This is a genomic window from Tamlana crocina (assembly GCA_040429635.1).
GTDB classification, from domain to species: domain Bacteria; phylum Bacteroidota; class Bacteroidia; order Flavobacteriales; family Flavobacteriaceae; genus Flavisericum; species Flavisericum crocinum.
Window position 1 is genome coordinate 74,420 of record CP158972.1, and the last position, 23,296, is coordinate 97,715.

Annotated in this window: 20 protein-coding genes and 1 tRNA gene; 7 read left to right on the forward strand and 14 right to left on the reverse strand. The window is 36.2% G+C overall.

Annotated elements, in window-relative coordinates:
- Positions 1-47: 47 nt before the first annotated feature.
- From ABI125_00335 to ABI125_00350, 4 genes are all read right to left on the reverse strand, one after another.
- The gene (locus ABI125_00335; protein ID XCF06325.1) at positions 48-1,082 is read right to left on the reverse strand and encodes an asparaginase; all 1,035 of its coding nucleotides are present in this window, start codon (positions 1,080-1,082) and stop codon (positions 48-50) included.
- A 3-nt stretch (positions 1,083-1,085) separates the two neighbouring features.
- A complete protein-coding gene (locus ABI125_00340; GenBank protein ID XCF06326.1) occupies positions 1,086-1,856 on the reverse strand; it encodes a TatD family hydrolase in 771 nt (256 codons plus the stop codon).
- A 132-nt stretch (positions 1,857-1,988) separates the two neighbouring features.
- A complete protein-coding gene (locus tag ABI125_00345) occupies positions 1,989-2,738 on the reverse strand; it encodes a hypothetical protein (GenBank protein XCF06327.1) in 750 nt (249 codons plus the stop codon).
- Positions 2,739-2,742: 4 nt separating this feature from the next.
- Positions 2,743-3,324, reverse strand: coding sequence for a sigma-70 family RNA polymerase sigma factor (locus ABI125_00350; protein XCF06328.1), 582 nt, complete (start codon positions 3,322-3,324; stop codon positions 2,743-2,745).
- A gap of 139 nt (positions 3,325-3,463) precedes the next feature.
- Here ABI125_00350 and ABI125_00355 point away from each other — a divergent pair, with 139 nt between their 5' ends.
- From ABI125_00355 to ABI125_00380, 6 genes are all read left to right on the forward strand, one after another.
- On the forward strand, positions 3,464-3,904 hold the full coding sequence (locus ABI125_00355; protein ID XCF06329.1) for a hypothetical protein: 441 nt from the start codon (positions 3,464-3,466) through the stop codon (positions 3,902-3,904).
- Positions 3,905-3,990: 86 nt separating this feature from the next.
- Positions 3,991-4,980: a hypothetical protein gene (locus ABI125_00360; GenBank protein XCF06330.1), complete on the forward strand. Its 990-nt coding sequence runs from the start codon at positions 3,991-3,993 to the stop codon at positions 4,978-4,980.
- A gap of 283 nt (positions 4,981-5,263) precedes the next feature.
- Positions 5,264-7,216: a PKD domain-containing protein gene (locus ABI125_00365; protein ID XCF06331.1), complete on the forward strand. Its 1,953-nt coding sequence runs from the start codon at positions 5,264-5,266 to the stop codon at positions 7,214-7,216.
- Between the two features lie 30 nt (positions 7,217-7,246).
- A complete protein-coding gene (locus tag ABI125_00370) occupies positions 7,247-9,820 on the forward strand; it encodes a CHAT domain-containing protein (protein XCF06332.1) in 2,574 nt (857 codons plus the stop codon).
- Positions 9,786-10,229 (forward strand): retropepsin-like aspartic protease, encoded by a 444-nt coding sequence (locus ABI125_00375; protein XCF06333.1) that lies wholly within the window; start codon positions 9,786-9,788, stop codon positions 10,227-10,229. The genes ABI125_00370 and ABI125_00375 overlap by 35 nt, the downstream gene beginning before the upstream one ends.
- Before the next feature lie 39 nt (positions 10,230-10,268).
- Positions 10,269-10,901: a response regulator transcription factor gene (locus ABI125_00380; GenBank protein ID XCF06334.1), complete on the forward strand. Its 633-nt coding sequence runs from the start codon at positions 10,269-10,271 to the stop codon at positions 10,899-10,901.
- A gap of 502 nt (positions 10,902-11,403) precedes the next feature.
- Here ABI125_00380 and ABI125_00385 read toward each other — a convergent pair.
- Both ABI125_00385 and ABI125_00390 read right to left on the reverse strand, forming a co-directional pair.
- Positions 11,404-12,030: a 50S ribosomal protein L25/general stress protein Ctc gene (locus tag ABI125_00385; GenBank protein ID XCF06335.1), complete on the reverse strand. Its 627-nt coding sequence runs from the start codon at positions 12,028-12,030 to the stop codon at positions 11,404-11,406.
- 51 nt (positions 12,031-12,081) lie between these two features.
- Complete coding sequence (locus ABI125_00390) at positions 12,082-13,023, reverse strand: ribose-phosphate pyrophosphokinase (protein XCF06336.1); 942 nt, start codon at positions 13,021-13,023, stop codon at positions 12,082-12,084.
- A 145-nt stretch (positions 13,024-13,168) separates the two neighbouring features.
- Here ABI125_00390 and ABI125_00395 point away from each other — a divergent pair.
- Positions 13,169-13,250, forward strand: a tRNA-Leu gene (locus tag ABI125_00395).
- 68 nt (positions 13,251-13,318) lie between these two features.
- On the opposite strand, the gene ABI125_00400 is transcribed toward ABI125_00395, so the two are convergent.
- The 8 genes from ABI125_00400 to ABI125_00435 all read right to left on the reverse strand — a co-directional run bounded on the left by ABI125_00400 (position 13,319) and on the right by ABI125_00435 (position 23,292).
- A complete protein-coding gene (locus tag ABI125_00400; GenBank protein ID XCF06337.1) occupies positions 13,319-14,656 on the reverse strand; it encodes a dicarboxylate/amino acid:cation symporter in 1,338 nt (445 codons plus the stop codon).
- 66 nt (positions 14,657-14,722) lie between these two features.
- Complete coding sequence (locus tag ABI125_00405) at positions 14,723-16,585, reverse strand: M1 family metallopeptidase (GenBank protein ID XCF06338.1); 1,863 nt, start codon at positions 16,583-16,585, stop codon at positions 14,723-14,725.
- 142 nt (positions 16,586-16,727) lie between these two features.
- The gene (locus tag ABI125_00410) at positions 16,728-17,627 is read right to left on the reverse strand and encodes a M57 family metalloprotease (protein XCF06339.1); all 900 of its coding nucleotides are present in this window, start codon (positions 17,625-17,627) and stop codon (positions 16,728-16,730) included.
- Between the two features lie 62 nt (positions 17,628-17,689).
- Positions 17,690-18,487 (reverse strand): hypothetical protein, encoded by a 798-nt coding sequence (locus tag ABI125_00415; protein ID XCF06340.1) that lies wholly within the window; start codon positions 18,485-18,487, stop codon positions 17,690-17,692.
- A 27-nt stretch (positions 18,488-18,514) separates the two neighbouring features.
- The gene (locus ABI125_00420; GenBank protein XCF06341.1) at positions 18,515-19,309 is read right to left on the reverse strand and encodes a hypothetical protein; all 795 of its coding nucleotides are present in this window, start codon (positions 19,307-19,309) and stop codon (positions 18,515-18,517) included.
- Positions 19,310-19,342: 33 nt separating this feature from the next.
- A complete protein-coding gene (locus ABI125_00425; GenBank protein XCF06342.1) occupies positions 19,343-20,614 on the reverse strand; it encodes a hypothetical protein in 1,272 nt (423 codons plus the stop codon).
- Positions 20,615-20,665: 51 nt separating this feature from the next.
- Positions 20,666-21,856 carry a hypothetical protein gene (locus ABI125_00430; protein ID XCF06343.1) on the reverse strand — a complete coding sequence of 397 codons (1,191 nt, stop codon included), beginning with the start codon at positions 21,854-21,856 and terminating at the stop codon, positions 20,666-20,668.
- A gap of 23 nt (positions 21,857-21,879) precedes the next feature.
- On the reverse strand, positions 21,880-23,292 hold the full coding sequence (locus ABI125_00435) for a RagB/SusD family nutrient uptake outer membrane protein (GenBank protein XCF06344.1): 1,413 nt from the start codon (positions 23,290-23,292) through the stop codon (positions 21,880-21,882).
- Positions 23,293-23,296: the final 4 nt, after the last annotated feature.

Sequence of the window (23,296 nt, forward strand, 5' to 3'; positions counted from 1 at the left end):
TCAAATAACGAAAAAATCTTCGATTGCTAAAATTTTGAAAGTTAATTTTACGAGATTTCTCCACGCAACGAAGTTTCATACGTGGTTTTGAACGTGTTACCATTTTCTGCATTCGCCCCCAATAAATACATTAATTTAGCTATAGCAGCTTCGGTGGTAATATCTTTGCCCGAAACAACGCCAATTTCCTTTAACTCATTGCTAGTTTCGTAGTGCCCCATCATAACACTTCCACCTGGGCATTGGGTGACATTAATAATATATATGCCTTTTGAAATTTGTTCTTTTAAAATATCGACAAACCACTTTTGGGTTGTAGCATTACCTGCACCATAGGTTTCAATGATGACACCTTTTAAATTTGGCGTACCAAAAATAGTTTTAACCACTGTTTCCGAAATTCCGGGATACAACTTTATTAGGGCAATATTATTATCAAAAGTTTTATTAATTTTTAATGCTTTGTCCGTTTTCGGCTGAAACAAATACTCCTTATTAATTTTAAGATGCACACCCGACTCTGCCAATTCGGGATAATTCATGGAAGCAAAGGCTTGAAAATGTTCAGCATTTAACTTCGTGGTGCGGTTGCCACGATACAGTTTATATTCAAAATACAAACAAACTTCCTTTACAACCGGTTGACTGTTTTCCTGTAGCGATGCTAATTGAATCGACGTGATTAAATTCTCCTTGGCATCGGTACGTAAATCGCCAATGGGCAATTGCGACCCCGTAAAAATCACAGGTTTTGCCAAGTTTTCTAGCATAAAACTTAATACCGAAGCCGAATAGCTCATGGTATCACTGCCGTGGAGCACCACAAAGCCATCAAACGCCTTGTAATTGCTTTCAATGATTTCGGCCATTTGCATCCAATATTCGGGGTTCATATTGCTCGAATCAATCGGACTGTCAAAAGACACGGTATCGATATCGCAATCCAATAGCTGGATTTCTGGAATACGTGTTAACAGATTTTTAAAATTGAATGCTTTAAGCGCACCTGTTTTGGCATCTTTCACCATACCAATAGTGCCGCCTGTATATATAAGGAGTATGTTCGGTTTTTTGTTCTTCATAAATTATATGCCAAAAACGTCTTTTGAATTCGTGGTAGTAATTTCGGCAATTTCTTCGACAGACCTATTATATATGGTCGCCAATTTTTCCAATACCTTTATTATATATACACTTTCGTTTCGCTTGCCGCGGAAAGGGGTTGGTGCCAAATAGGGCGCATCGGTCTCCAAAACAATATTTTTTAAATCGATTTCGTTGAGAAATTTATCAATTTTCCCGTTTTTGAAAGTCGCCACGCCGCCAATGCCCAACTTCATATTATAGGACAGTGCCTGGTATGCCTGCTCAAAAGTTCCGGTGAAGCAGTGAAAGACCCCGAATAAATCATCGCTTTTCTCCTCTTCCAAAACTTCAAAAATGGTATCGAAAGCCTCACGACAATGAATCACGATGGGTAATCGATATTGCTTTGCCAATTGAATTTGACGTTTAAATGCTTTTTTCTGAATATCTAAAGTCGATTTGTCCCAATATAAGTCAACGCCCGTTTCACCAATAGCGTAAAATTTTCGTTGTGCCAAAAGCTCTTCAACGTGTTTCAATTCCTCCTCCCAACTTTCGGGTTTTACGTGCGTGGGATGCAAACCGGTCATTAAAAAAATGTTCTCAGGAAAGTCTTTTTCCAACTGAAGCATGGCCTCGGTATATTCAGAATCGATGGCAGGAATAAAAAACCGCGACACGCCTTGCTCAATGGCACGGTTAATCATTTCGCTTCGGTCGTCATCAAAAGCTTCGCTATATAAATGGGTGTGGGTATCTGTAATTATCATGGTGCAAAAATAATCTTTTGTCACTTCGAGAGAAATCGAGAAGTCTTAAAATTACACATTATCTTCATTTAGGTCTCGACTCCGCTCGACCTGACAAAGGAATTAAAGAACCGTTTTCAATACAATGCAGTTTCAATCCAACTTAACTATCAATTTTTGAGCACGCTTGTAATCGTCGGCATCTTCAGGCAGTGTTTGTAAAATTTCCAAACAGGCTTCGATTTCCTTTTGCTTTAGTTTGCTCAACGCCAAATACCAAGTCGCTTTGTTTTTGTAAGCAGAATTTCCGTTACGCAATTCGTTCAGCAATTTGTCGGCAGTTTCAAAAACATTCAACTCAATATTCGAAATGGATCGATAGAGTTTTAATTCTGCATTATAGTTATCCGAGTTTAAAAGCTCGGCAAAAGCTGCTTCCGCTTTAGCGAAATCTTTATTATTGAAAGCCGATTCGGCCGTTTTTAAAAGTTCATCTTGGTTGCCACGCACACTTAAACTTATGGTGCCAAAATCATTGTAATCGGAATAGGTTGGCGTTGAAAACTGATTGAACACAAAAACACCGAAAAGCAAAACCACACAAGCGGCTATGGCATATTTATAAAAATTCAGTTTTCTCACCTTAGGTTTTACCACTTCTTCGGCAATGGTATTTTTACTGAAATGTTCAGCCGAAATTTTCTTTAAATTCTGCTGAAAAGCTGCCGAAGCCTCTTCGTTGCCGATGTTATGCTCTAGAAAGGAAGACAATTCTTTAAAGGTTTGGAACGACTGATTAAATTCAGCATCGGTTTTTAATCGATTTTCGAAATTGAGCTTTTCTTCCGCAGACAATTCGTTGGCGAGGTAGGCTTCAAATAGTATGTAATTTTGGTCGTCCATAACTTTAATTTTTAAGTTGGTTAAACTTTGGCGACCCTTGAACCAATTTGGTAAGCTTGCCAATGCACAACGATTTTTTCTTTCGAGCATAGGCGTAGGTTACACCTAAACTCTTGGCTACCTCTTCCATAGATTTTATTTTAAAAGCAGCTTTTAGTAAATCTTTGCAGGCATCGCCTAATTGGGCAAACATTTCGGCAAACAGTTTTTGTTTTTCACCAAATACCGAAGTTTCAAAAGCCAGTTCTTGGGCGTCGTCATCTTTAGATAACACTTCCTCATTAATTGTTACCTCTTTATTGGAAGATTTTTTGAGTTCGTTTAACCACTTGCGTTTGCACAACAAAAAAAAGTAGGCATCAAACGGACAGGTTAATTGTAATTTTTTCTGGCTGGCTTGATTATAGATAGTCATTAATGTATCCTGCACCACATCTTGAGCTTTATCGGCATCACCACTATTCTGTTTAATGTAATTCACCACTTTGGGCACAAACTTGTCGTAAATGGCCTGTATGATAAAGGAGTTGTTTTCCAGCAATCCGTTGATGTATTTCTGGTCTTCGTGAATTTTTTTTTCGCCCATTAGCCCTTGTATTTGCTACTAATGTAAAAAAACTTTCAAAAAAGTGGGTAACAATTTTAAAAGGGTTTTGATATAAGGGTGTAACAGTCAAAATAAAAGACGAAACAAAAAATTAATTAATCATAAAAACTTAGAAATTATGAAAACTTCAATTTTAACTATCGCAATCGTAGCCATATCATTTTTAAATGTAAACGCTACAAACAAAAACGAACCTTTTAACAGTACTGAAACTGTAGAAATTACCAGAGATGCCATTGCCCAAGTTTTTGAGTGGAAAGTAGAAACTGCCAAAAGCACCTATTCGGGCACGGCTCTATCGCTAAAGGAAGCCCAAAACATGATGGCACTTTCCAGCGCCGGTGAAATAGTAAGAGGAAAAGAAATAAAAAGTTATTTGGTTTTAAAATCTGAACTGAACAATAACGCCAAAAGAAATTATTTCTGGGAAGTGGAAACCAAAACCGGAAAAGCCAAAGGTTATGCTTCAAACAAAGCTTATGCCGATAAAATGATTGAACTAGTGGCTTCTGGCGATGCCATTGTATCTAAAATCATCATTAGTCAACCTCAACAATAATTTTCTATAAAAAAATCCCAAAACAGGGTAACAAAAAAGTTGCCCTGTTGATATAAACACGAATAACAATTTAAAACCAATTTATCATGAAGAATTTTAAGCACATTTTAGGAACATTATTTTTAACAGCTTTAATATTTACCAGCTGTAGCAAGAACAACGACGATGCCGATATTATCTTTTATCCTTCGGCTGAAGATTACTCAAATCTGCAAAACGAAGCATTAGAAGACCTTACCCAAAATTTCCAGTTTAATGCTGAAGACGGCTGGATAAACCTCACTTCAGAAAACGGTGTAAGCATCGGAATAAATGGTTCTTGTTTAACACAAAACGGAAGCCCAGTAACCGGACAAGTAGATTTAGAATTTGTTGAAATTTTTAGCAAAGGAAGCATGTTGGTTACCAACAAACCTACCATGGGCGTTATGCCAAACGGCGACAAAGCCTTATTGCTAACAGGTGGTGAGTTCTTTATCGAAGCAACGCAAAACGGCGTAGCTTTAGAAACTAATTGTAATATTCAATTGGGAATTCCAACTGAATTGACCGGCGACCCAGATCCCGAAATGATCTTGTGGACAGGAACCATTGACGAAGATGGCAACCTTGCCTGGGAAGAGAACAAGCGTGAAGACGGAACCGGCCCACAAGGCGATGGCGGTGGTGTATTCACTGAAGGAAACCAGTACTACGCTTTTATCGGCGACTTTGGCTGGAGCAATGTAGACCGCTTTTATAACGACCCAAGACCAAAAACCACTATTCTTGTTGATGTACCAGAAGGTTACGACAACACCAACTGCTCAGTATTTTTATCATACGATGGCGAAGACACTGGTTTAGCAAATTTAGATACTTACGACCCAGTAGATGGTTTGTTCAGTGAGCATTACGGACAAATCCCAATCGGTTTGGAATGCCACGTTATTTTCGTAACCGAATCTGCAAACGACTGGAAATACGCCATACAAAGTGTGACTATTGTTGAAAACGGGGTCATTACTATTACAGAAGGCGAAACTTCAATAGTAACACAATCGCAACTAGAAACCATCATTAATGGATTACCATAAACGTCTGCCAGTATAGAACCTACTTGTTATGGAGCCCTCACTTTAACCTACTCACAAAAGCCAGAAACCAACCGTTTCTGGCTTTTCCTTTTAAGGGTAACAAATTCAGCCCTTGGTTGATGTAATAATATGAAGAAAATGGTTTACATAATAATCGTTATCTGTATTGTTTTAATCATCATAGCTAACCTAATTATTATAATAACAAACGTCAAAACGCAGCTTGGCTCATGTTAAAACAGCTCTTTTTGTATATTTAACAACCACTAAACTTGAATCTACTATGAAAACTTACTTATTTACCATATTTTGTTTAGCAAGTTTTATATGTTCTTCGGCCCAAGAAATCCTGAACGATACTTTGGCCAGAACAGCCACCATAAAAACGGAAATCAATGAGAATTTGGTGATGTTTAATCCAGAAACGCCCGAATTACAACAAATTGCCGGAGCGCCAAAAGCCTTTTACACCCATTATTGGGAGTTTGGCGACGGCCACTTCAGCACCGAAGAAAACCCCAAACATATTTATAAGGAAAAAGGCGAATACGAAGTAAAACTTTGGGCCACCAACAATTACGATACCGGAAAACCACCCACATCCCGTCCTAAAAAAGTAAACGTAAATTCGGTTTCTGCAGATTACGAAGAAACAGCTTCAATGGATGAAGATTTCATTTTAAAACGCAACCGCGAACCTGTTCCGGATCAAGACATGGTGCTAATCGTACGGTACAAAAACCCAAAGGGCTACGAAACCAACGGTAAAATTTATTTGTTTTACAACGAACAGAAATTTAAAGCCGATAATTTCGAAATTTTGGATACCAGAACTTATCACGGCGAAAAATCGGTTTCAACTGAGGGTTTTGCTTTCACTCATAAAACTGATGACGACAACACACTTTTGGCGTCAACAAATAAATTTAGGATTGAAAAACAGCAAATTCTACAAGATTCCACCGAAAAAACCAATTTGCCACTTACCATTTCCGAAGCAAAATCGCTATACCGCAACTGGCAAGTTTTAGAGTTTGATGGTATGCAACCCGAAGAAGAACGCAATATGTTTTTCACTTTAAAAACCACACCCGAAATGGTAAAAGATACCAGTGCCATTATTTCGGTACGCGGCGTTTACGTGCCCGATGCCAATTACGACGACCACAAGGTAAAAGACATGGAAATGGAAATCGTGACCTCGCACGACCCCAACAAAATGTCATCTAACGGCACTTTGATGAATTACCGATTGGTCCGTTTTAAAACCTTAAAATACAAGATCAAATTTCAAAATAACGGTGAAGGTCCCGCACGCACCATTCGGCTGGAAACCGATATTCCGGATATGTTGGACAAATCGACCATCGAAGTCACCGATATGTACCCCAAATGCGACATCTGCCCCAAACGCGACGTGCTTTACAGTTGTTTGGACACCGCGTATACCGACACCCAAGCCATTTTCACTTTTAAAAATATTTACCTGCCGGGCAGCGAACAAAAAAACGTAAAGGAATACGATAGTACTAAAGGCTTCGTAAAATACAAAATCCAGTTTGCCAAAGATTTCCATAAGAAAAAAACCAAAAGTCGCACGGCCATTATTTTTGACAAAAACGAACCCATTATCACCAATTATTCCACAACCCGATTTATGCCCGGCATTTCCATTGGCGCTAAAGTGGGCTACAATTCGTTTTCAGATTTAAGAAACTCTAAAAGTTACTTTTTCGGCGCGACCATTTCTCCGTACAAATCGTACCGCTGGTATTGGCAAGTGGAACTTATGAATAACTTTCACAAATACGATGCCGACACTCAAGCTGAAGAAGGAATTGTTCAGGATGCCTCTGGCTTTCGGTTTAGGCAGCGCACCACCACCAATACATCTTACGAAAATATAGATTGGGACGTACCCGTTTTATTGCGTTGTAACCTTAACAACTATATTGGTTTAGGCGCAGGACTGCAAAACACTATTTCGGTTAGCGAAAAACAACAGCAAGATATTTTAATTGAGCGTTATGAAGGCGTACAGCCCGATGCGCCCGTGTTCGAAACCGAAGAAGAAAGCAACGAAGTTAGCAACTCCTTCACCAATATACGAACAGGGTTACTGTTTGAGGTCACCGCAGGTTTTGCGCGCATTGGCCCGAGTTTGGGCGCCCGCTATATTATGAATTTTGAAAACGATTTTAACTATTGGCAGTTTTATGCCATTTGGAAATTTTGAATTTAAAGCTCCTTTGGCATATCACTTAAAATGAAAAAACTATGTTTTCTTTTTATGTTCCTCTGCGCTTTCAGTTTTTCACAAAATCTGGAAGAGCAAATTTATGTGGCTGCCGAAAACTTTATCGCAAATAAAAATGACGCTTCATTCAATATTTTAAACAAAAAAGAACATCAATTTAAAAACCTAGCCGTTACCAAAGACGAGCATTTGGCTTTAGTGTTTTTACAATGCCATAAAGGGTTTTATCTCGATTCGCAGGCGAAACTAAAAGAAGCCATCACCACTTTTGAAGACGCTTTAAAACGCTTTAACCAACACCAGCTTTCAAATATTTCAGATTTTGATATTATTGAAAGCTGCATGATGCCATTGGGCAACCTTTACACCAAAACGGGCGATTTTACCAATGCCGAAAGCACCATAAAGCAGTACATTTTTTTAGCCGAAAAAAATAAAAACACCAAACACCAAATCAGTGGCGCCATTAACCTAGCCAAACTGTACCAAACGCTAGGACGGCACAAAACCGTTTTAAAAATTACCTCAGAATACGCACAGAACTCCAACGCCACAAAGTCCCAACAACAAAAATTAATTGAAATAAAACTTGACAGCCAAATGAAACTTGGTCTGATTTCAAACGATGGCAACTCACCCAAATTTCTTGACGGCGAACAGAAATACAAACTGGCTTTGCAAAAAGGCAATTACAAAGAAGCCCTTTTGGAATTCGAAAAAGTTAAAACGAAAGCACTTTCGGAAGACAATCTATCGAAACGGAATTTGGCAAAACTTTACGTTGAGAAAGCTCAATTGCTTGTGCTTTTAAAGCAAAATGACAAAGCCGCACAAAGTTTAAACACCGCCATAACTGTTTTAATTCCGAATTTTAAAGAAGGATCATTTCCCCAGAAAACCGATTTATACGCCGAAAACACCTTTATCGACATTTTTGATTTATACGCTGAAATTGCTCCGAATACCGAAACGGCGCTTAATTATTTCGACCTTAGTTTTTATGTTTCAGAATTACTGCGAAGTAGCTGGACTGCACAGGAAACCAAAATATTAAACCAGTCGGCCACCAGAATCCGTAGTGAAAAATGTATCGATTTACTTTTCAACACTTTTCAAAAAACGAAAAACGATTCCATTGCCTTCAAAGCCCTTCAGTATGCCGAAAACAGCAAAGCATCATCTTTAATGGATATGTTTTTGAAAAAGCAACGTTTAAAAAAATTCCCAAACGACACCCTTTTACAAAACGAATTTAGGCTCCTCAAAAAACAAGAACATGTCACCAGTTTATTGGTTAAAGAACAATTGGGCAATAACCGCGTTTCAAAAATAAATGAGTACAATAAAACGCTCAGTCAAATTAGTTTGGATTTAAAAACGCTGCAACAGACTATTTCAAAAGCATATCCTTCTGAACAAAATCAGTTTTCGCTATTAGAATTGCAACAAAAATTACAAAAAGACTATGCTATTTTAGTTGAATATTTCTACGGAAAACATCACATTTATCAATTTATAGTTTCAGCACAGGGTATTGATTTTTTCCGCATCACCAAAACTCCAAAAATCGAAAAAAACATTGTTGATTTCATCAATCTTTTTAACGAACCAAGCACTATTAATAATGATATTCCGCACTTTACAAATCAGGCTTTCGGAATATTCAAACTTCTGAATTTACAAAAGGTTATTAACCATAAAAATGTATTATTTATTACCGACGGGCTCCTAAACTTTATTCCGTTCGATGCTCTGCTCACCCAAGAAACAAAAACCACAGTTTTTGAAAAAATGCCTTTTGTAGTCCGTTCAAACCACTTAGCCTTTGCCGCGAGCATAGCCATGTATTTGAATACCGAAACCGCATCAAACAACAGAAATGTTTTGGGCATTTTTCCGGTTTTTGAGGGCAGCAGCCAAGCTTTAACCTTTTCGAAAGCTGAAGCCGAAGTACTTAAAGATGAAATGGACGCCACACTTTTGATGCATGCCGAAGCCAGCAAACACGATTTCATTAAAAAAGGTGGAAATTATGGTATTTTACACCTCTCCACCCACGCTCAAAGTGGTGATGTTGTCAATCCCGCCAGTATTTCATTTTATGATGAAGACCTTGCTTTAAACGAACTTTATGCGCTCGACCTAAACAGCAGTTTGGTCGTTTTAAGTGCCTGCGAAACAGGCATTGGCAAACTTTACAAATCGGAAGGTGCCATGAGCATTGCCCGTGGTTTTCAGTATGCTGGGGCACAAAGTGTATTGTTTTCCCTTTGGCAGATAAACGACCTCTCTACCTCGCAAATTATGCAGTCGTTTTATACAAATTTTAGCGAGCACCATTCGGCATTTGTTGCTAATAGCCAATCGAAAACGGAATATTTAGACAACGAGTCCATCAGCAACATCAAAAAATCACCCTACTATTGGAGTGCCTTTGTTTATTACGGGTCGTTGGACATAGAAAAAGAACAAAACTTACATTTTTATGTCATTTTTGGGATACTTTTACTTTTTATTGCCCTATTTTTAGTCTTCAAAAGAAAACGATATGGCAGCAACACTTCAACAATTCCTTCTCGATAAAGGCTATACCAAGGTAAAGCTGCATCTTACCAAAACCAACCACTTTGAAATTAAGGCTAGTATTAACGGCAAAAAGGGCCGTTTTATTTTAGATACCGGAGCCTCCAGCTCTTGCGTTGGTTTTGAAGGCATTGAAACCTTTAAATTAAAAGCCGAAGATTCTATGATTAAAGCTGCCGGCGCTGGCGCGATAAATATGGAAACCAAAATGGCAAAAAAAAACAAGGTAAAAATTGGTAAATGGAGCAACAACAAAATTGTTTTGGTGCTTTTTAACCTTACCCACGTCAATACCGCTTTGATAGACCACAACTCCAAACCTGTTGATGGCATTATTGGTGCCGACATTTTAAAAAAAGCCAAAGCTGTTATTGATTACGAAAAGAAATATTTATATTTAAGAATCTAACTATAACGTTAATTGATTAATCACTCTCTCTAAATCTTAATGAATACTTCTATTTTAATAGCAGACGACCATCCGCTGATGCTTCGTGGCCTCACCGATTTTTTAACTTCCCAAGGTTACAATATTGTTGGCAGTGCCGAAGACGGCAATGCGGCATACAATCTTATTGTAAAGCTTAAGCCCGAAATTGCCATTCTTGACATTAGGATGCCCTTAAAATCAGGATTGGAAATTGCCGAAGCCTGTCAAAAAAACCATTTACCAACAAAAATTATCCTGATAACTTTCGATAAGGAAGAAGAACTGTACGACCAAGCCAAGGCCTTTAACGTTTACGGCTATATTTTAAAAGAGTTTGCCATTGAAGAAATTGAAGCTTGCATTAAACATGTTGTAAACGGCACACCTTATTTTAGTGAAGAAATTGCCGAATACTTGAAGGCCAGCCAAACGGCATTAAGACCTGAAATTTTAGATTTATTGACAAAATCTGAAATAAAAATAGTCAAACTGATTTCTGAAAACTATACCAGCCAAGAAATAGCCGACGAGTTATCTATTTCTGTAAGAACCGTTGATAAACACAGAAGCAACATAGTCCATAAACTAAAATTGGACAACAAACCCACTTCACTTTTCGTTTGGGCCAATAAAAACAAGGATTTTTTATAGTTTTTAACAGAATACGTAGTTGTACGTATTTTTTGTATGGAAAATATTAACTATATTTACAGTGCTATTAATTAGTTCTTAGGGAGAATTAAAGAAGGCTCTAAATCATTGTTATTTAGAGCCTTCACTTTTTTATATAAGTGAGTTTGAATTTAAAAATACGTAGAAGTGCGTATTTTTTTTGTTTTAGATACAACGTAAATTTGCGATGCTATTAATTAATTCTTTTGAGAGAGGATTTTTTAAGGACTCTGCACCGTAATGGTGCAGAGTATTTAAAATTTAAAATCTGAAAAATGGAAACACTTATGGAAAAAAAGAATAACATTTTAAACAGATGTTGTTTCGTAGGACTCGTTATTTTAGTTATTGTTGTTATCTCTATAAATATTTTCACTTACTTGTTTTAACTTTTTTTGTTACTAGTTATTTGAATTTAAAAACAAAAAAACCTCTTAAAGCACTAGCATTAAGAGGTTTTTTAATTTCAATAGATATTTCTCTATTCTTCAGCTGAAGTAGTTTCTGCTGCTGCTTCCGCTTCAGCCCCTTCTTCTTCATCTTCGTCTTCATCAGCAATTGCTGTTCTAGACGTTTTAATTTGGCATACTACTGTGTTATCGGTATGTAAGAAGTGGTAGCCTTCTTTTGGTAATTCACCAACATAAACCTTATCACCAATTTTTAATGGTGTAATGTCTATTTCGATAAAATCTGGCAAGTTGGCCGGTAAAGCTTTTACACGAAGTTTTCTGTTGTTTCTTCTTAAAACACCACCATTTTTTACACCTCTTGAGTTACCAACAAGGTTTACAGGGATATTAAGTGCAATTTCCTTGTCTTCGAATAACTGATAGAAATCTACGTGTAAGATGTTATCGGTTACTGGGTGAAATTGGATGTCTTGAAGTACCGCGTTTAAAGTAGTACCGTTGTCTAGCTCAATCACAACTGTATGCGCGTTTGCCGTGTATACAAGTTTAGAGAAAGCCAATTCTGGTGCAGAGAAATGTACTGGCTTATCTCCTCCGTATAGTACGCAAGGAACCTGACCAGCATTACGTAGGGCTTTTGTTGCTTTTTTGCCCACGCTTTCTCTTTGAGATCCGTTGATTGTAATTGATTTCATTTTTAAAATTTATAGTTAATAATAATTACTCTTGATTAGGGTAGCCTTTGGCTACATTACAAAATTTGAACTTATCGATTGGTTATTGTGTACTTTTTCCATAACCTGCGCAAATAAATCGGCACAGCTCAACACTCTAATCTTATCGCTTAAAGGTTTTACAGGTATAGAATCGGTTACAATTAACTCTTCTAATTTTGAATTGTTCAAATTATCATAAGCCTTACCTGACAGAATAGGGTGGGTACATATAGCACGTACACTTAAAGCCCCGCGCTCCATCATTAAATCGGCCGCTTTGGTCAATGTTCCGGCAGTGTCCACCATATCATCAACCAACACAACATTTTTCCCCGTAACATCACCAATGAGCTCCATGTGCGAAATCACATTCGCTTTGGCACGTTGTTTATAACAAATAACCACATCGCTTCCTAAAGCCTTTGAATAGGCATAAGCTCTTTTAGAGCCACCCATATCTGGCGATGCTATGGTTAAATTATCTAGATTTAAACTTTTTAAATAAGGCAAAAATATAGTTGATGCAAACAAATGATCCACCGGTTTTTCAAAGAACCCTTGAATTTGGTCGGCATGCAAATCCATAGTGATAATACGGGTTGCCCCAGCAGCCTCCAGCATTTTTGCAACTAATTTAGCAGCAATCGGCACTCTTGGTTTGTCTTTTCTATCTTGCCTTGCCCATCCAAAATAAGGTAAAACAGCGGTAATATGCCTTGCCGACGCACGCTTTGCAGCATCAATCATCAACAACATTTCCATTAGGTTTTCTGGCCCAGGATTAGTTGAACCTATAATGAAAATTCGCGTTCCTCTAATCGACTCTTCATACGATGGCTGAAATTCACCATCACTGTACGTAGAGGTAATAACATTACCCAATTCAGCCCCAAAGGCTTTTGCAATTTTTTCGCCAAGCACCTTACTCTGTGTGCAGGCAAAAATTTTAGCTTCTGTTATCACGATTGGCATCTTTACATCGTTGTTTTTTAGGCACAAAACGCACCTTATTTTTAATGAGGTGCAAATTTATGTATTTATTTTTACCTGTAAAGGATATTACTCAGTATTTTTGTGTGATATATCAAAAAAATATCTATTTTTGCAGTCCAAAATTGCTCAAGTGGCGGAATTGGTAGACGCGCTGGATTCAAAATCCAGTTTCTTCGGAAGTGTGGGTTCGATTCCCACCTTGAGTACAAAAGCCCTTTTTAATCACTTAATTAAAAAGGGCTTTTTTTAAACTACAAATTAGCACACTAACCCGCTATTTATCATCTTCTACACTCACTTTAATTACATGAGCATTATTAATGATTTTTGGTTTACCCAATTTTCCGACAGATTTAGCCACTAACATAGACACGGTGGCGTCTCCGGTTACATTAACTACAGTACGGCACATATCTAACGGACGGTCTACCGCAAAAATTAAAGCCAAACCAATAGCCAATTTATCTGAAGGAAAACCAATAGCTTCTAAAACAATTACCAGCATAACCATACCCGCACCAGGAACTGCCGCAGACCCTATTGAAGCCAATAAAGCAGTAAATACAATGGTTAACTGATTAGCAAAAGTCAAATCAAAGCCCAAGGCTTGCGAAATAAATACTGCCGCCACACCCTGATATAAACTTGTACCATCCATATTAACTGTAGCTCCTACGGGCAAAACAAAACTTGATACTTCGGCATCCACCCCAATGTGTTCCTCTACCCGTTCCATAGTTACCGGCAGCGTTGCTGCACTAGAGCTTGTTGAGAAAGCTAACAATTGTGCAGGACTTAATCTTTTTAAAAATGTAAACGGATTATAGTTTGTAAACACGCTTATACCGATACAATAAAACACAATCATTAATAATAGCCCCAAGAAAACTACGCCGGCATATTTTAAAAGTGCCAACAACAAATCGGGGTCACTAGAAGATACAACTACACTTGCCAATAAAGCGAATACGGCTAAAGGAGCTGTAAGCATTATCAAATCGACCATTTTTAAAACGGCTTCATTTAAAGAATCAAAAAAGCTTTTTAATGGTTTCCCTTTTTCCTCGCCTATCAACAAAATGGAAATTCCTAAGAATATAGTAAAAAAGATGACCTGTAACATTAAGCCATTATCACTCATTGCTAAAATAGCATTATCTGGCACAATATCTTCTAAAAAATGTAGCGGCCCTCTTTCTTTCTGCATGGAGGCCTCTGCTAATTTGGAGGTTACACCGCTATCACTAGAATAGGTTTCTATTAGTTTATCAATAGTTTCCTGCGGAATTCCCCTTCCAGGCTGCGCGATATTAACTATTAACAAGCCAATACTAATTGCTACCAATGTGGTTATGGTATAAATTATTATGGTACGAAGCCCAATACTTTTAAACTTGGAGATATCCTTTAAATCGGAAACACCTTTTATCAAGGATGCCAGTATTAGAGGAATGGCAATAAGTTTTAAAAGTTTCACGAAAATACTCCCAAGAGGCTGTATCCAGTCTAAAACAAATTGTTGTCCCCACGCTACTCGGGTCATTCCGAAACCGAACAGGATACCAGCAATCATCCCGATTAATATTTGCCAATGTAATTCTAGTTTTTTCATATTATATTTTGAATAGACCTATGTAAAAGAACTTTTATGTGTACATAAATAAAAGCAGAAAATACTCTATTTTTTAGTCTTAATTATATTATTTGAAGGATTTACATCTGGAAATGAATCTGAAATTAACTCTACAGAAATCAAATCTTCCACATTTACAATCTCTATAAATACACTAGACTTACCTGATGACCAAATTTCTGGTGTTTTATTAATGATAGCGGTTTTATTATTGGCATAGGTTAGTTTTAAAGACACGGGTACAGGCAAGCCACCTACATTTTCTAATACTACTTTTGAGCCTTGTAACTTTGTTAAGGCCAAATCGGCATAACCATATTCAAAAACCCACTTTTTCCAAAACCAATTTAAATTTTCACCGCTTACATCATTAAACGTGAGCATAAAATCAAAAGGCGTTGGGTGTTTGCCTTTCCACCTATTTAAATAGGTTTTTAAGCAGGTTTTAAAAAGTTCTTCTCCTAATAAATGCTCTAAAGCCAAATACATAAAGGCTGGTTTACGGTAGGATTGCTGAAAATGCATATTTCTAATCACCATGTAATTTGAAGGACTAAATAAAGGCGTTTCCCATTGCTTTCCCGCGCTTCTATTATAACTTTTTATGGCACGGTTCAATTCAAAATTTTCATATGTTGTGTTTTTATAAAAGTCTTGGCAAAACTTCATGGTTAAAAATGTTACCCAGCCTTCTTCCATCCAAGAATATTTTACCTCGTTTATACCAACCCAATGTGGTAAGTAAGTATGTGCCAATTCATGAAACGTAATAAGGTTATTCCTTATTTCTGTATTCGAGAATCCGTTATTTGCCATCATTGGAAATTCCATACCATCAAACTCAGGCACTCCAATAAACGATGTAAAACTTTGGTACGGATAAGGCACTCCAGGCAATGTATTGGATAAATATTCAATACTTTTTTGTTGTGTATTTAAAAGATTCTTAAGATTTTTTTCATCTTTAGCACTATATACAATATTTGAAGAAATCTCTTTACCCCCAATAGATGCTGCATTTGCTACCCAATTAAAATTGTTAGAAACACCAAACCCAAAATCTCTAACATTTTTTGCTTTAAAATGCCAAGTTGATTTTGTTTTAGAGATTTCCCCTAACGTTTTGGCTTTTAAAATATCGGTGCTTTCAGTATTTGTTTTTGACAAAACATAGGCTGAGTATTCTTCCGGACTCAATACCTTTTCAGCATTTAATAATTCTCCAGTTGCAAATACGTAGTTCTCTATAGGTACTTTAATTTTTACATCAAAATCTCCAAAATCGGTATAACATTCTTGAGCTCCAGTATATTCATTTTTATCCCAACCATCAATATCATCATAAACTGCTATTTGAGGGTACCAATAGCCCATAAAAGCACTTTCTTTATCATAAGCGCCTATTTTATTCACATAAATTAAAGGCATTTCTGTTTCCCAATCCATAGACAATTTTGTAGTTGAATTTGGTGGTATAGGGTTATTGTTAAATTCTAATGTTAAAAAGGTGGAATTATAACTCACAGATATATTGTTGCTTGGATTCTTTTTTTTGGTAGCGTGAGCCAAATTACTTACCGATGCGTCTAGACCTAAATTAACCACCTCATCATTAACCTTTAAATTTGAAATAACCATGCCATTGGTTAAATTTTCAAGAGGAATTTTATTAGCACGCACGCCTCCTTTTTTATAATGGTTAGGGTACATTTTAATGACAATTTCCGACAAACTATCTGGACTATTATTTGTATATGATATGGTTTGTTTCCCAAAAATTTTCCAGCTACCCGGATGTATTTCTGCCTCTATTGTATAGCTACTAGAGTTTTGCCAATAATTATCTGCTACACCACCATTAAATGCTCGTGTTTTATTTTGATAGGCTTCTTGAAATTCTCGTGGCATGTATAATGGCTTAGCCTCTTGACTGTAAACACATAGAGCTAAAAGGAAAAAAATTATATTACTAAATAATATTCTCATTGAGATATTGATAAGATATGGAGTTGTTAAAAGTAAATTTATTAGTTAGATTTTTTTTAAAATACTATTCTTCTTTTGTTATTAAATACGCCCTTTCATTATTTAATACTGAAATCATTTTTTCTATTTGTCCAGCACTAAAATGTCTTCTGCACAAACCATTAGAATCTGCCCTTGTTCTTCCCGATGACGTCATAAAGTTAAACGTATCTGGATGGTATTTTTCACCAATAGGGTCTGTTTCTGTTCCAACATAAACGCAATCGCTCATGTTAGAATCATTAAGGCTTGGTGAAGCAGGTGTATCACAAATTTTATCACCTGCTTCTGTACAATTAGACCCGTTGACTAACTCGATTCTTCCTTGACTATCTTTAAAATCATCATCTGTATGATAAAGTCCTAAATAATGCCCTATTTCGTGTGTTGCTGTTGCCGTATTTTCAATTTCTACAGAAGAAGCACTCAATTTTATATTATTACCTTGATTTGGAAATAATGCTGTTGCACCCAACTCTCCAGTAATTTCTCCATTTCGTCTATTTAATAATTTGATAAAATAAAATACATTTAAAGCATTCTCGTCCTCGAACGGTGCTAAAACTTTACTTTCAGTAAAATCATCTTGTTTTACAAATTGGGTATTCCATGGTGTACTATCAATAAATTTAATGGCTTTAGTAAAAAATTGAATTTTTCCTGGTTTATAATTTTTATTTATATCTCCCATGATTTTTTTAATACGTTGTTCTGGAACAGCCGCATTATTACCATTATTATCTCTAGATATATGATGCACAACAGGTATTCTTAAGGTATCCTTAGAGAGTACACTAATAGTGTTATTAGAAATTTCATTTTCTGCCTTCAAATCTTGTTGAACTGTAAACCCCTCATTTTTTTTTTCGCTAGAAATTAGCAAGAAAAAAAACACAAGTGCATATATAGCTTTTGTTATTCCCATGTTTTAAACTTTTTACATTTTTTATACCACCGAAATTAATAGCAAACCCTACACTCTTTATTTTAATCTTCAAAAAATGTCTCTAAAAATTCATACCGATTAGGTATATTCTCTTTTACCCAATTTTCAATATTTTGAGATAAACGCCCAGGATATTTTACCATGGTATATACGAATATGGCGGTTTCAGGTATGTCTTCTACGTTTGGATTATCCTCTGCATATTCTGTTACGAAAACACCATCTGCGTTTTGGGCATTTTTCCAGGTTGAACTTGTTCCATACCTTTTTTCAAAATAAACATGTGTTGTTTCATGAAAAACCGTTTCTTCGAGTTGATTATCCGCTATTCTTTCGTCTATTCTCTCATCAGAAATTAAAAAGAATTTACCATCAGGTTCGGCAGAAGCTCTACTTGCGCCAGAAAATACCGCCACATGACTTAATTCATCCCTCATAAAAACAGGTAATTTTCCTATTTTATCTGTGAGTTTATTTGCGTATTCAGTAGCCCGTTGCAGAGTTCCAAAATTACTACGGCACCAAATACCTATTTTCTTTCCACCTGTAAAAGTAGCCTCAAAAACATAGGCTTCAAGATCATTTAGAGGCTCTACACCTGGAACTTCTTTATTAAACTGCCCTAAATACTCAATACTTAAAAACGTATCTGGATCTGTAGACTTAATATAATCTATACCGGTACCAGCTATTGAAAACTCAAATAAAGGCTTATTATCATTACCATTTTCTTGATCCTTAAGATCTTCTCTAATAAATGGTTTTTCTTCCGAAGTACAATTAGTGAATACCAACAACATCAACAGATAAAAAACTCTAGCTATACTTTTTAATTCCATAATTCATTTTTTTTTATTCTACTACTTTTAAAAGAACTTTTCTAAAAATTCATATCTATTGGGAATATTAGTTTTTACCCAGTGTTCTATTTCATTTGATAATCTGTTTGGGTATGTTTTCATGGTGTAGACAAATAATGCCGTTTCCGCAATGTCTTCTTGATAAGGTTTGCTTTTGGCATATTCTGTAATAAATGATTTATCGGCAGCTTGAATTGCTTTCCACGCTTTACTTTTTGCGTATTTCAAATCAAATGTAACATGGCAGGTTTCATGAAAAACGGTTTCTTCTAGATCGTTATTGCCTATTCTGGTGTCCATATTATCTGAATACAGCACAAAAAAGCCTCCTGCATCTTCTGCAAAAGCTGTGTGATCACCCGTGTGAACAACAACATGATTTAATGTTTTTCGCATAAACGATGGTAACTTGCCCAATCTACTTGTTAATTTATTTGCGTATTCTTTGGCTTTTTCTTTACTACCAAAACTACTGTGCAGCCAAATTTCAACAGATGCATCATCAGAAAAATGGGCTTTAAACACATAGGTGCCATGATCCATCAACTCTTCTGCATTGAGCGCCCCAGGCATTTCCTTAGTTTCATTTCCTACAAATTCAATACTTTTAAATGCATCCTTATCGCTTGCTTTAATAAAATCTATTTCTGTAGCGGTAATGGAAGTTCTAAATAAAGGCTTCTTATTTTTATTAACTTCTTCTTTTTCAACCACATCGCCCTTATCTGCCATTTCAGCTGTTTTATTTTTACAAGCTAAACTTAAAACAGATATCACTGCTATGATTAGATATTTTTTCATGTTGAAATCTTTAAAAAATCTTTTAAGCTCTAATTACAATGGTTCAAAAAATATGGTGCCATTTGATTCGTTTCCAGACGAATCGGTTAATGTAAATTCAGACAACTCTATAAAGCCTTCAGAATTTGAATAACCCCCAAAGCCTCTAAAGGTATATTCAACAGTACCAGAATCTGTTTCGCAGGAAAATGTGGTTTCGCTTATAATAACTTCAGAACCGCCTTCCTCTTCTCCGAAGAACACACCTAATTCTAAATCATTATTACAACCCAGGTTTAAGAAATCTCCCGAAAGCGTATATTCATTACAGTTTTCTGGGCTTTGTGTAAATATGCCAACACCAAAACTTTCATTTCCATCAATATTTACAATACTATTATATTCGCCTTCAAAACTGCATCGATCTCGTTCGTCTCCACCGCCATCTGAAATTTGATCTATAAACAAGTTTCCTGTAACGGTTTCTCCGCCACCTGTTAGGGTATAGCCAAAAAACTCCATGAACCCATCATTACCGCTAAAGAAACCATTTGCATTAAATGTATATTCTACAGTTTCACCTGCCTCATTAGTACAATTAAAAGTAGCGTTTTCAATAATGGCGTTGCCTTCATTTCCGCCTTCTACAAAAGGATCTAAGAATAGTAAAAACTCAATATCATCATTTGTACATCCTAAATTTAAAAAGTCTCCGCTTATTGATATTTCGTTACAACTCGTTAATAAAGATGCTACTATAATGGTCTCTCCGTTATTAGAATCTCGGGCTTGAAGCTCACCTTCAAAATTACTAAAATCGAAATCTAAATTACAGCCTTTGTATGGGTCTGTTCCATTAATAAACTCATCTATATTAGATACGCCATCATCATCACAATCTGAGCTAGACCATATTTCATTATCAGAATCAAAACCAATATAACCTTCATCTTGCTCGGGCATGCAAGGGTTTTGTGGTGCTTCGTCTAAGAAATCTGGAACACCATCGCCATCGGTATCTGCTTCTTCATTTACATAGGGATTACGCGTTTTATCTTCAAACTCTTCTGCGTTGGAAACACCATCACCATCACAATCGGCATTTTGCCAAACCGCATTAAAAACATTGAAATCAGTATATGTACCATCTTTAACGGGTAAACATGGATCATCAGGGAATTCGTCTAAACTGTTAAGCACGCCATCGCCATCAGTATCCATTGCATCACTAATAAATTCTTCGTTATTATCGACGCATGAATAATTAAAAAACAATGTAAAACCTGCTAACAAAAGTGACCATTTTATATTTATTTTATATTTCATAATTCTTGCTTTATTATGTTGATATTATGTAAAACCCGTCAATTTTTATTGCTATAAGGGCCTGATGATAAGTGTTCCGGTAGTTACTCTTTCTTCATCAGGAATACCATCATCTAATTGTGTAATGATATATGTTAACTCTACGGTTCTGGAAGCACCAGCATAAGTCCCTAAGCCCTCTACTGTAAAATTTCTACTAGACATCCTGTCTTCGGCTAAGCATGAATACTCTGTAAGCTCTACAAACACTCTACCATTTGATGAGGTTTGATCTGCAGGTTCAAAATAGAAAGGTATACGTACATCATCATTAAAACAGCCTTGATTGAATATGCCTCCGCCGGTAAAAAATATAGTGCCACATTCTTCTCCAACAACCCCAATAGTAACGCCTTCTCCATTATTAGAATCTACTGTTCTTAACTCTCTCGCATAATTTTCTAACTCGAAGTTAAATACATCGTTACAAGGTATATCTGGAAAAGGATATGGTGACCTACCTGCGGCAACTTCTTCACCATTGGATATACCATTACCATTACAATCTGCTGCTGCCCAAACGTCGTTCTCGGCATCGAAGCCTTGATATCCAATAAATTGTTCTGGCAAGCAAGGATTATTTGGATCTGGATCTACATCATCTTTAAGTCCATCACCATCGGTATCACCAATTGACGATTCATCAAAATAAGGATTAGTACCATTAGTTAATTCATCTATATTAGAAATACCATCTTGGTCACAATCGGCATCGCGCCAAATACTATTGTATAAATTGTAACCTGTATAATTTTCATCTTGCATTGGTAAGCAAGGGCTGTTTGGGTCGCTATCCAAACTGTTTTCTATACCATCGCCGTCTGGATCGTTTAAATTTCTAAGAATGGTTACATTGGATATTTTTGTTTCTTGTTGTTTTTTAACTTCAATTACTAAATTAACTTCATCTGTAATATCTGAATTAAAAAATTCTGGACTTTCAACTATTATTTCTCCATACCTTAACCCCAGTACAACACTGTTTTCTGGTGTTTGAGAAATTAAAGAAAATGTGACTTCGCCTTTATTGGAGCTTCCTTTTAAAAAGCCTAGGGTATCTCGTTTTTTTACAACAATTGGTGCTTCAAGTGTAAAATCTTCGGTATTTATTGATACCCCAGAGACATTATCATTAGTCTCATCACAAGAAAAACCAATAAATAATATACATACACCTATGATTATTTTAAAAATTGTTTTCATAACTACATTTTTTATGTTTGAGACTATTGTCTTGGGTTTTGTTCTATTTCTGGGTTTGCTAGAATGTAATTGGTTGCGATTGGTAAAGCCCAATTAAGGCTATTTGGTGCTATAGATACTGTTTCTCCATTAAAACTATGAGTAACTGTTATATTGGCATTATCGAAACGATTATAACGCTTAATATCAAAAATTCTTAAGGTACTCATGGCTTTCTCTCTTCTAATTTCATCTTTTACAAAGTCGATTAAATCGTCTTGATCTGTTATATCAACAGGAACATAGGCCCCAGTTTTAAAACGATTTACCCTTAGTGTATTTAAATCTTTATTGGCTAACTCGATATCTCCTAATCTGGCATAACATTCTGCACGCATTAAATAAAGGTCTGCAGTTGTTAAAGATACACTGGTATTATTGTTAGCTCTATGGGCAACAAACACAGGATTATCTATCTCTGCAAAAAAATAGGTTCTGGCATCGGCAAACCATTTTTTCCTTTGGTCATTATCGTCATATAAACCATAAAATTCTGGTGTGGTTACTAGAGTAAATCCTCCGGAATCTTTAAACCAAATTAATTGCTCGTCTTGAACGGCCAAAGGATATGCTAGCACATTGGCATCTCTTGGATCTGCCGGGTCATTATTAATATCTCTTAAACTATTTTTTAAAGCTAGGCCTTTATTAGCAGCTTCAAGAGCTTCTTCATATTTAGCTTGATAAATTAAAACACGAGCTAAAAATGCGTAAGCTCCAGCTTTAGACGGCCTAAAGCTTAAATTTGCTGGTTGTAAATCTGGTAAAGCTTCTATATTGTTGTTAATATCGTTAAGAATAAGATCATAGATTTCGGCAACTGAAGCTCTTGTAAAATCTGCACCCTCTAATTCTATACCATCTCTAATAGGCACCCCTAAATCTGTATCTGCGGTTTCAGGATTGTAATGTACACTGTATATGTTCACCAAATTGAAATAAGCAAAAGCGCGTTGTAATGATGCATCTGCTTTTACTTCGGCAATGGCTTCTGGCGTACCATTTTCTACCGTTTTCAACCCTTCTAGAACCACATTGGCAACGTAAATTTGATTGTAATATCGAATCCAATTGTTATCGTCTCCATTTTCTGTAGAAATTTGTTCTTTAAACAAATACAGGTTTATTTCTTCTGGGCTAATACCAAAACTGGCCCGTACTTGTTCTGTTAACAAATAATTATCGCTTGCTATAATGGTAAAATCGTGATGTGTACCAAAACCCTGCGTGAAGTTTACATTGGGATCTGGTTCTACTTGATCTAAGAGTGCTCTAAATTCTTCAATTTTAGAGGGTATAACTTTTCCTTTGGGTTGAAAATCTAAGAAATTATCTCTAGTGCATCCGGTTAATACGAACGATACTAATATAATTATGGTATATTTTGTAGTTTTCATAAAT

What these genes read in the sequence shown, in the direction of transcription:
- ABI125_00335 (XCF06325.1), bottom strand. Translation starts at nt 1,082, where the DNA reads ATGAAGAACAAAAAACCGAACATACTCCTTATATATACAGGCGGCACT.
- ABI125_00340 (XCF06326.1), bottom strand. Translation starts at nt 1,856, where the DNA reads ATGATAATTACAGATACCCACACCCATTTATATAGCGAAGCTTTTGAT.
- ABI125_00345 (XCF06327.1), bottom strand. Translation starts at nt 2,738, where the DNA reads ATGGACGACCAAAATTACATACTATTTGAAGCCTACCTCGCCAACGAA.
- ABI125_00350 (XCF06328.1), bottom strand. Translation starts at nt 3,324, where the DNA reads ATGGGCGAAAAAAAAATTCACGAAGACCAGAAATACATCAACGGATTG.
- ABI125_00355 (XCF06329.1), top strand. Translation starts at nt 3,464, where the DNA reads ATGAAAACTTCAATTTTAACTATCGCAATCGTAGCCATATCATTTTTA.
- ABI125_00360 (XCF06330.1), top strand. Translation starts at nt 3,991, where the DNA reads ATGAAGAATTTTAAGCACATTTTAGGAACATTATTTTTAACAGCTTTA.
- ABI125_00365 (XCF06331.1), top strand. Translation starts at nt 5,264, where the DNA reads ATGAAAACTTACTTATTTACCATATTTTGTTTAGCAAGTTTTATATGT.
- ABI125_00370 (XCF06332.1), top strand. Translation starts at nt 7,247, where the DNA reads ATGAAAAAACTATGTTTTCTTTTTATGTTCCTCTGCGCTTTCAGTTTT.
- ABI125_00375 (XCF06333.1), top strand. Translation starts at nt 9,786, where the DNA reads ATGGCAGCAACACTTCAACAATTCCTTCTCGATAAAGGCTATACCAAG.
- ABI125_00380 (XCF06334.1), top strand. Translation starts at nt 10,269, where the DNA reads ATGAATACTTCTATTTTAATAGCAGACGACCATCCGCTGATGCTTCGT.
- ABI125_00385 (XCF06335.1), bottom strand. Translation starts at nt 12,030, where the DNA reads ATGAAATCAATTACAATCAACGGATCTCAAAGAGAAAGCGTGGGCAAA.
- ABI125_00390 (XCF06336.1), bottom strand. Translation starts at nt 13,023, where the DNA reads ATGCCAATCGTGATAACAGAAGCTAAAATTTTTGCCTGCACACAGAGT.
- ABI125_00400 (XCF06337.1), bottom strand. Translation starts at nt 14,656, where the DNA reads ATGAAAAAACTAGAATTACATTGGCAAATATTAATCGGGATGATTGCT.
- ABI125_00405 (XCF06338.1), bottom strand. Translation starts at nt 16,585, where the DNA reads ATGCCACGAGAATTTCAAGAAGCCTATCAAAATAAAACACGAGCATTT.
- ABI125_00410 (XCF06339.1), bottom strand. Translation starts at nt 17,627, where the DNA reads ATGGGAATAACAAAAGCTATATATGCACTTGTGTTTTTTTTCTTGCTA.
- ABI125_00415 (XCF06340.1), bottom strand. Translation starts at nt 18,487, where the DNA reads ATGGAATTAAAAAGTATAGCTAGAGTTTTTTATCTGTTGATGTTGTTG.
- ABI125_00420 (XCF06341.1), bottom strand. Translation starts at nt 19,309, where the DNA reads ATGAAAAAATATCTAATCATAGCAGTGATATCTGTTTTAAGTTTAGCT.
- ABI125_00425 (XCF06342.1), bottom strand. Translation starts at nt 20,614, where the DNA reads ATGAAATATAAAATAAATATAAAATGGTCACTTTTGTTAGCAGGTTTT.
- ABI125_00430 (XCF06343.1), bottom strand. Translation starts at nt 21,856, where the DNA reads ATGAAAACAATTTTTAAAATAATCATAGGTGTATGTATATTATTTATT.
- ABI125_00435 (XCF06344.1), bottom strand. Translation starts at nt 23,292, where the DNA reads ATGAAAACTACAAAATATACCATAATTATATTAGTATCGTTCGTATTA.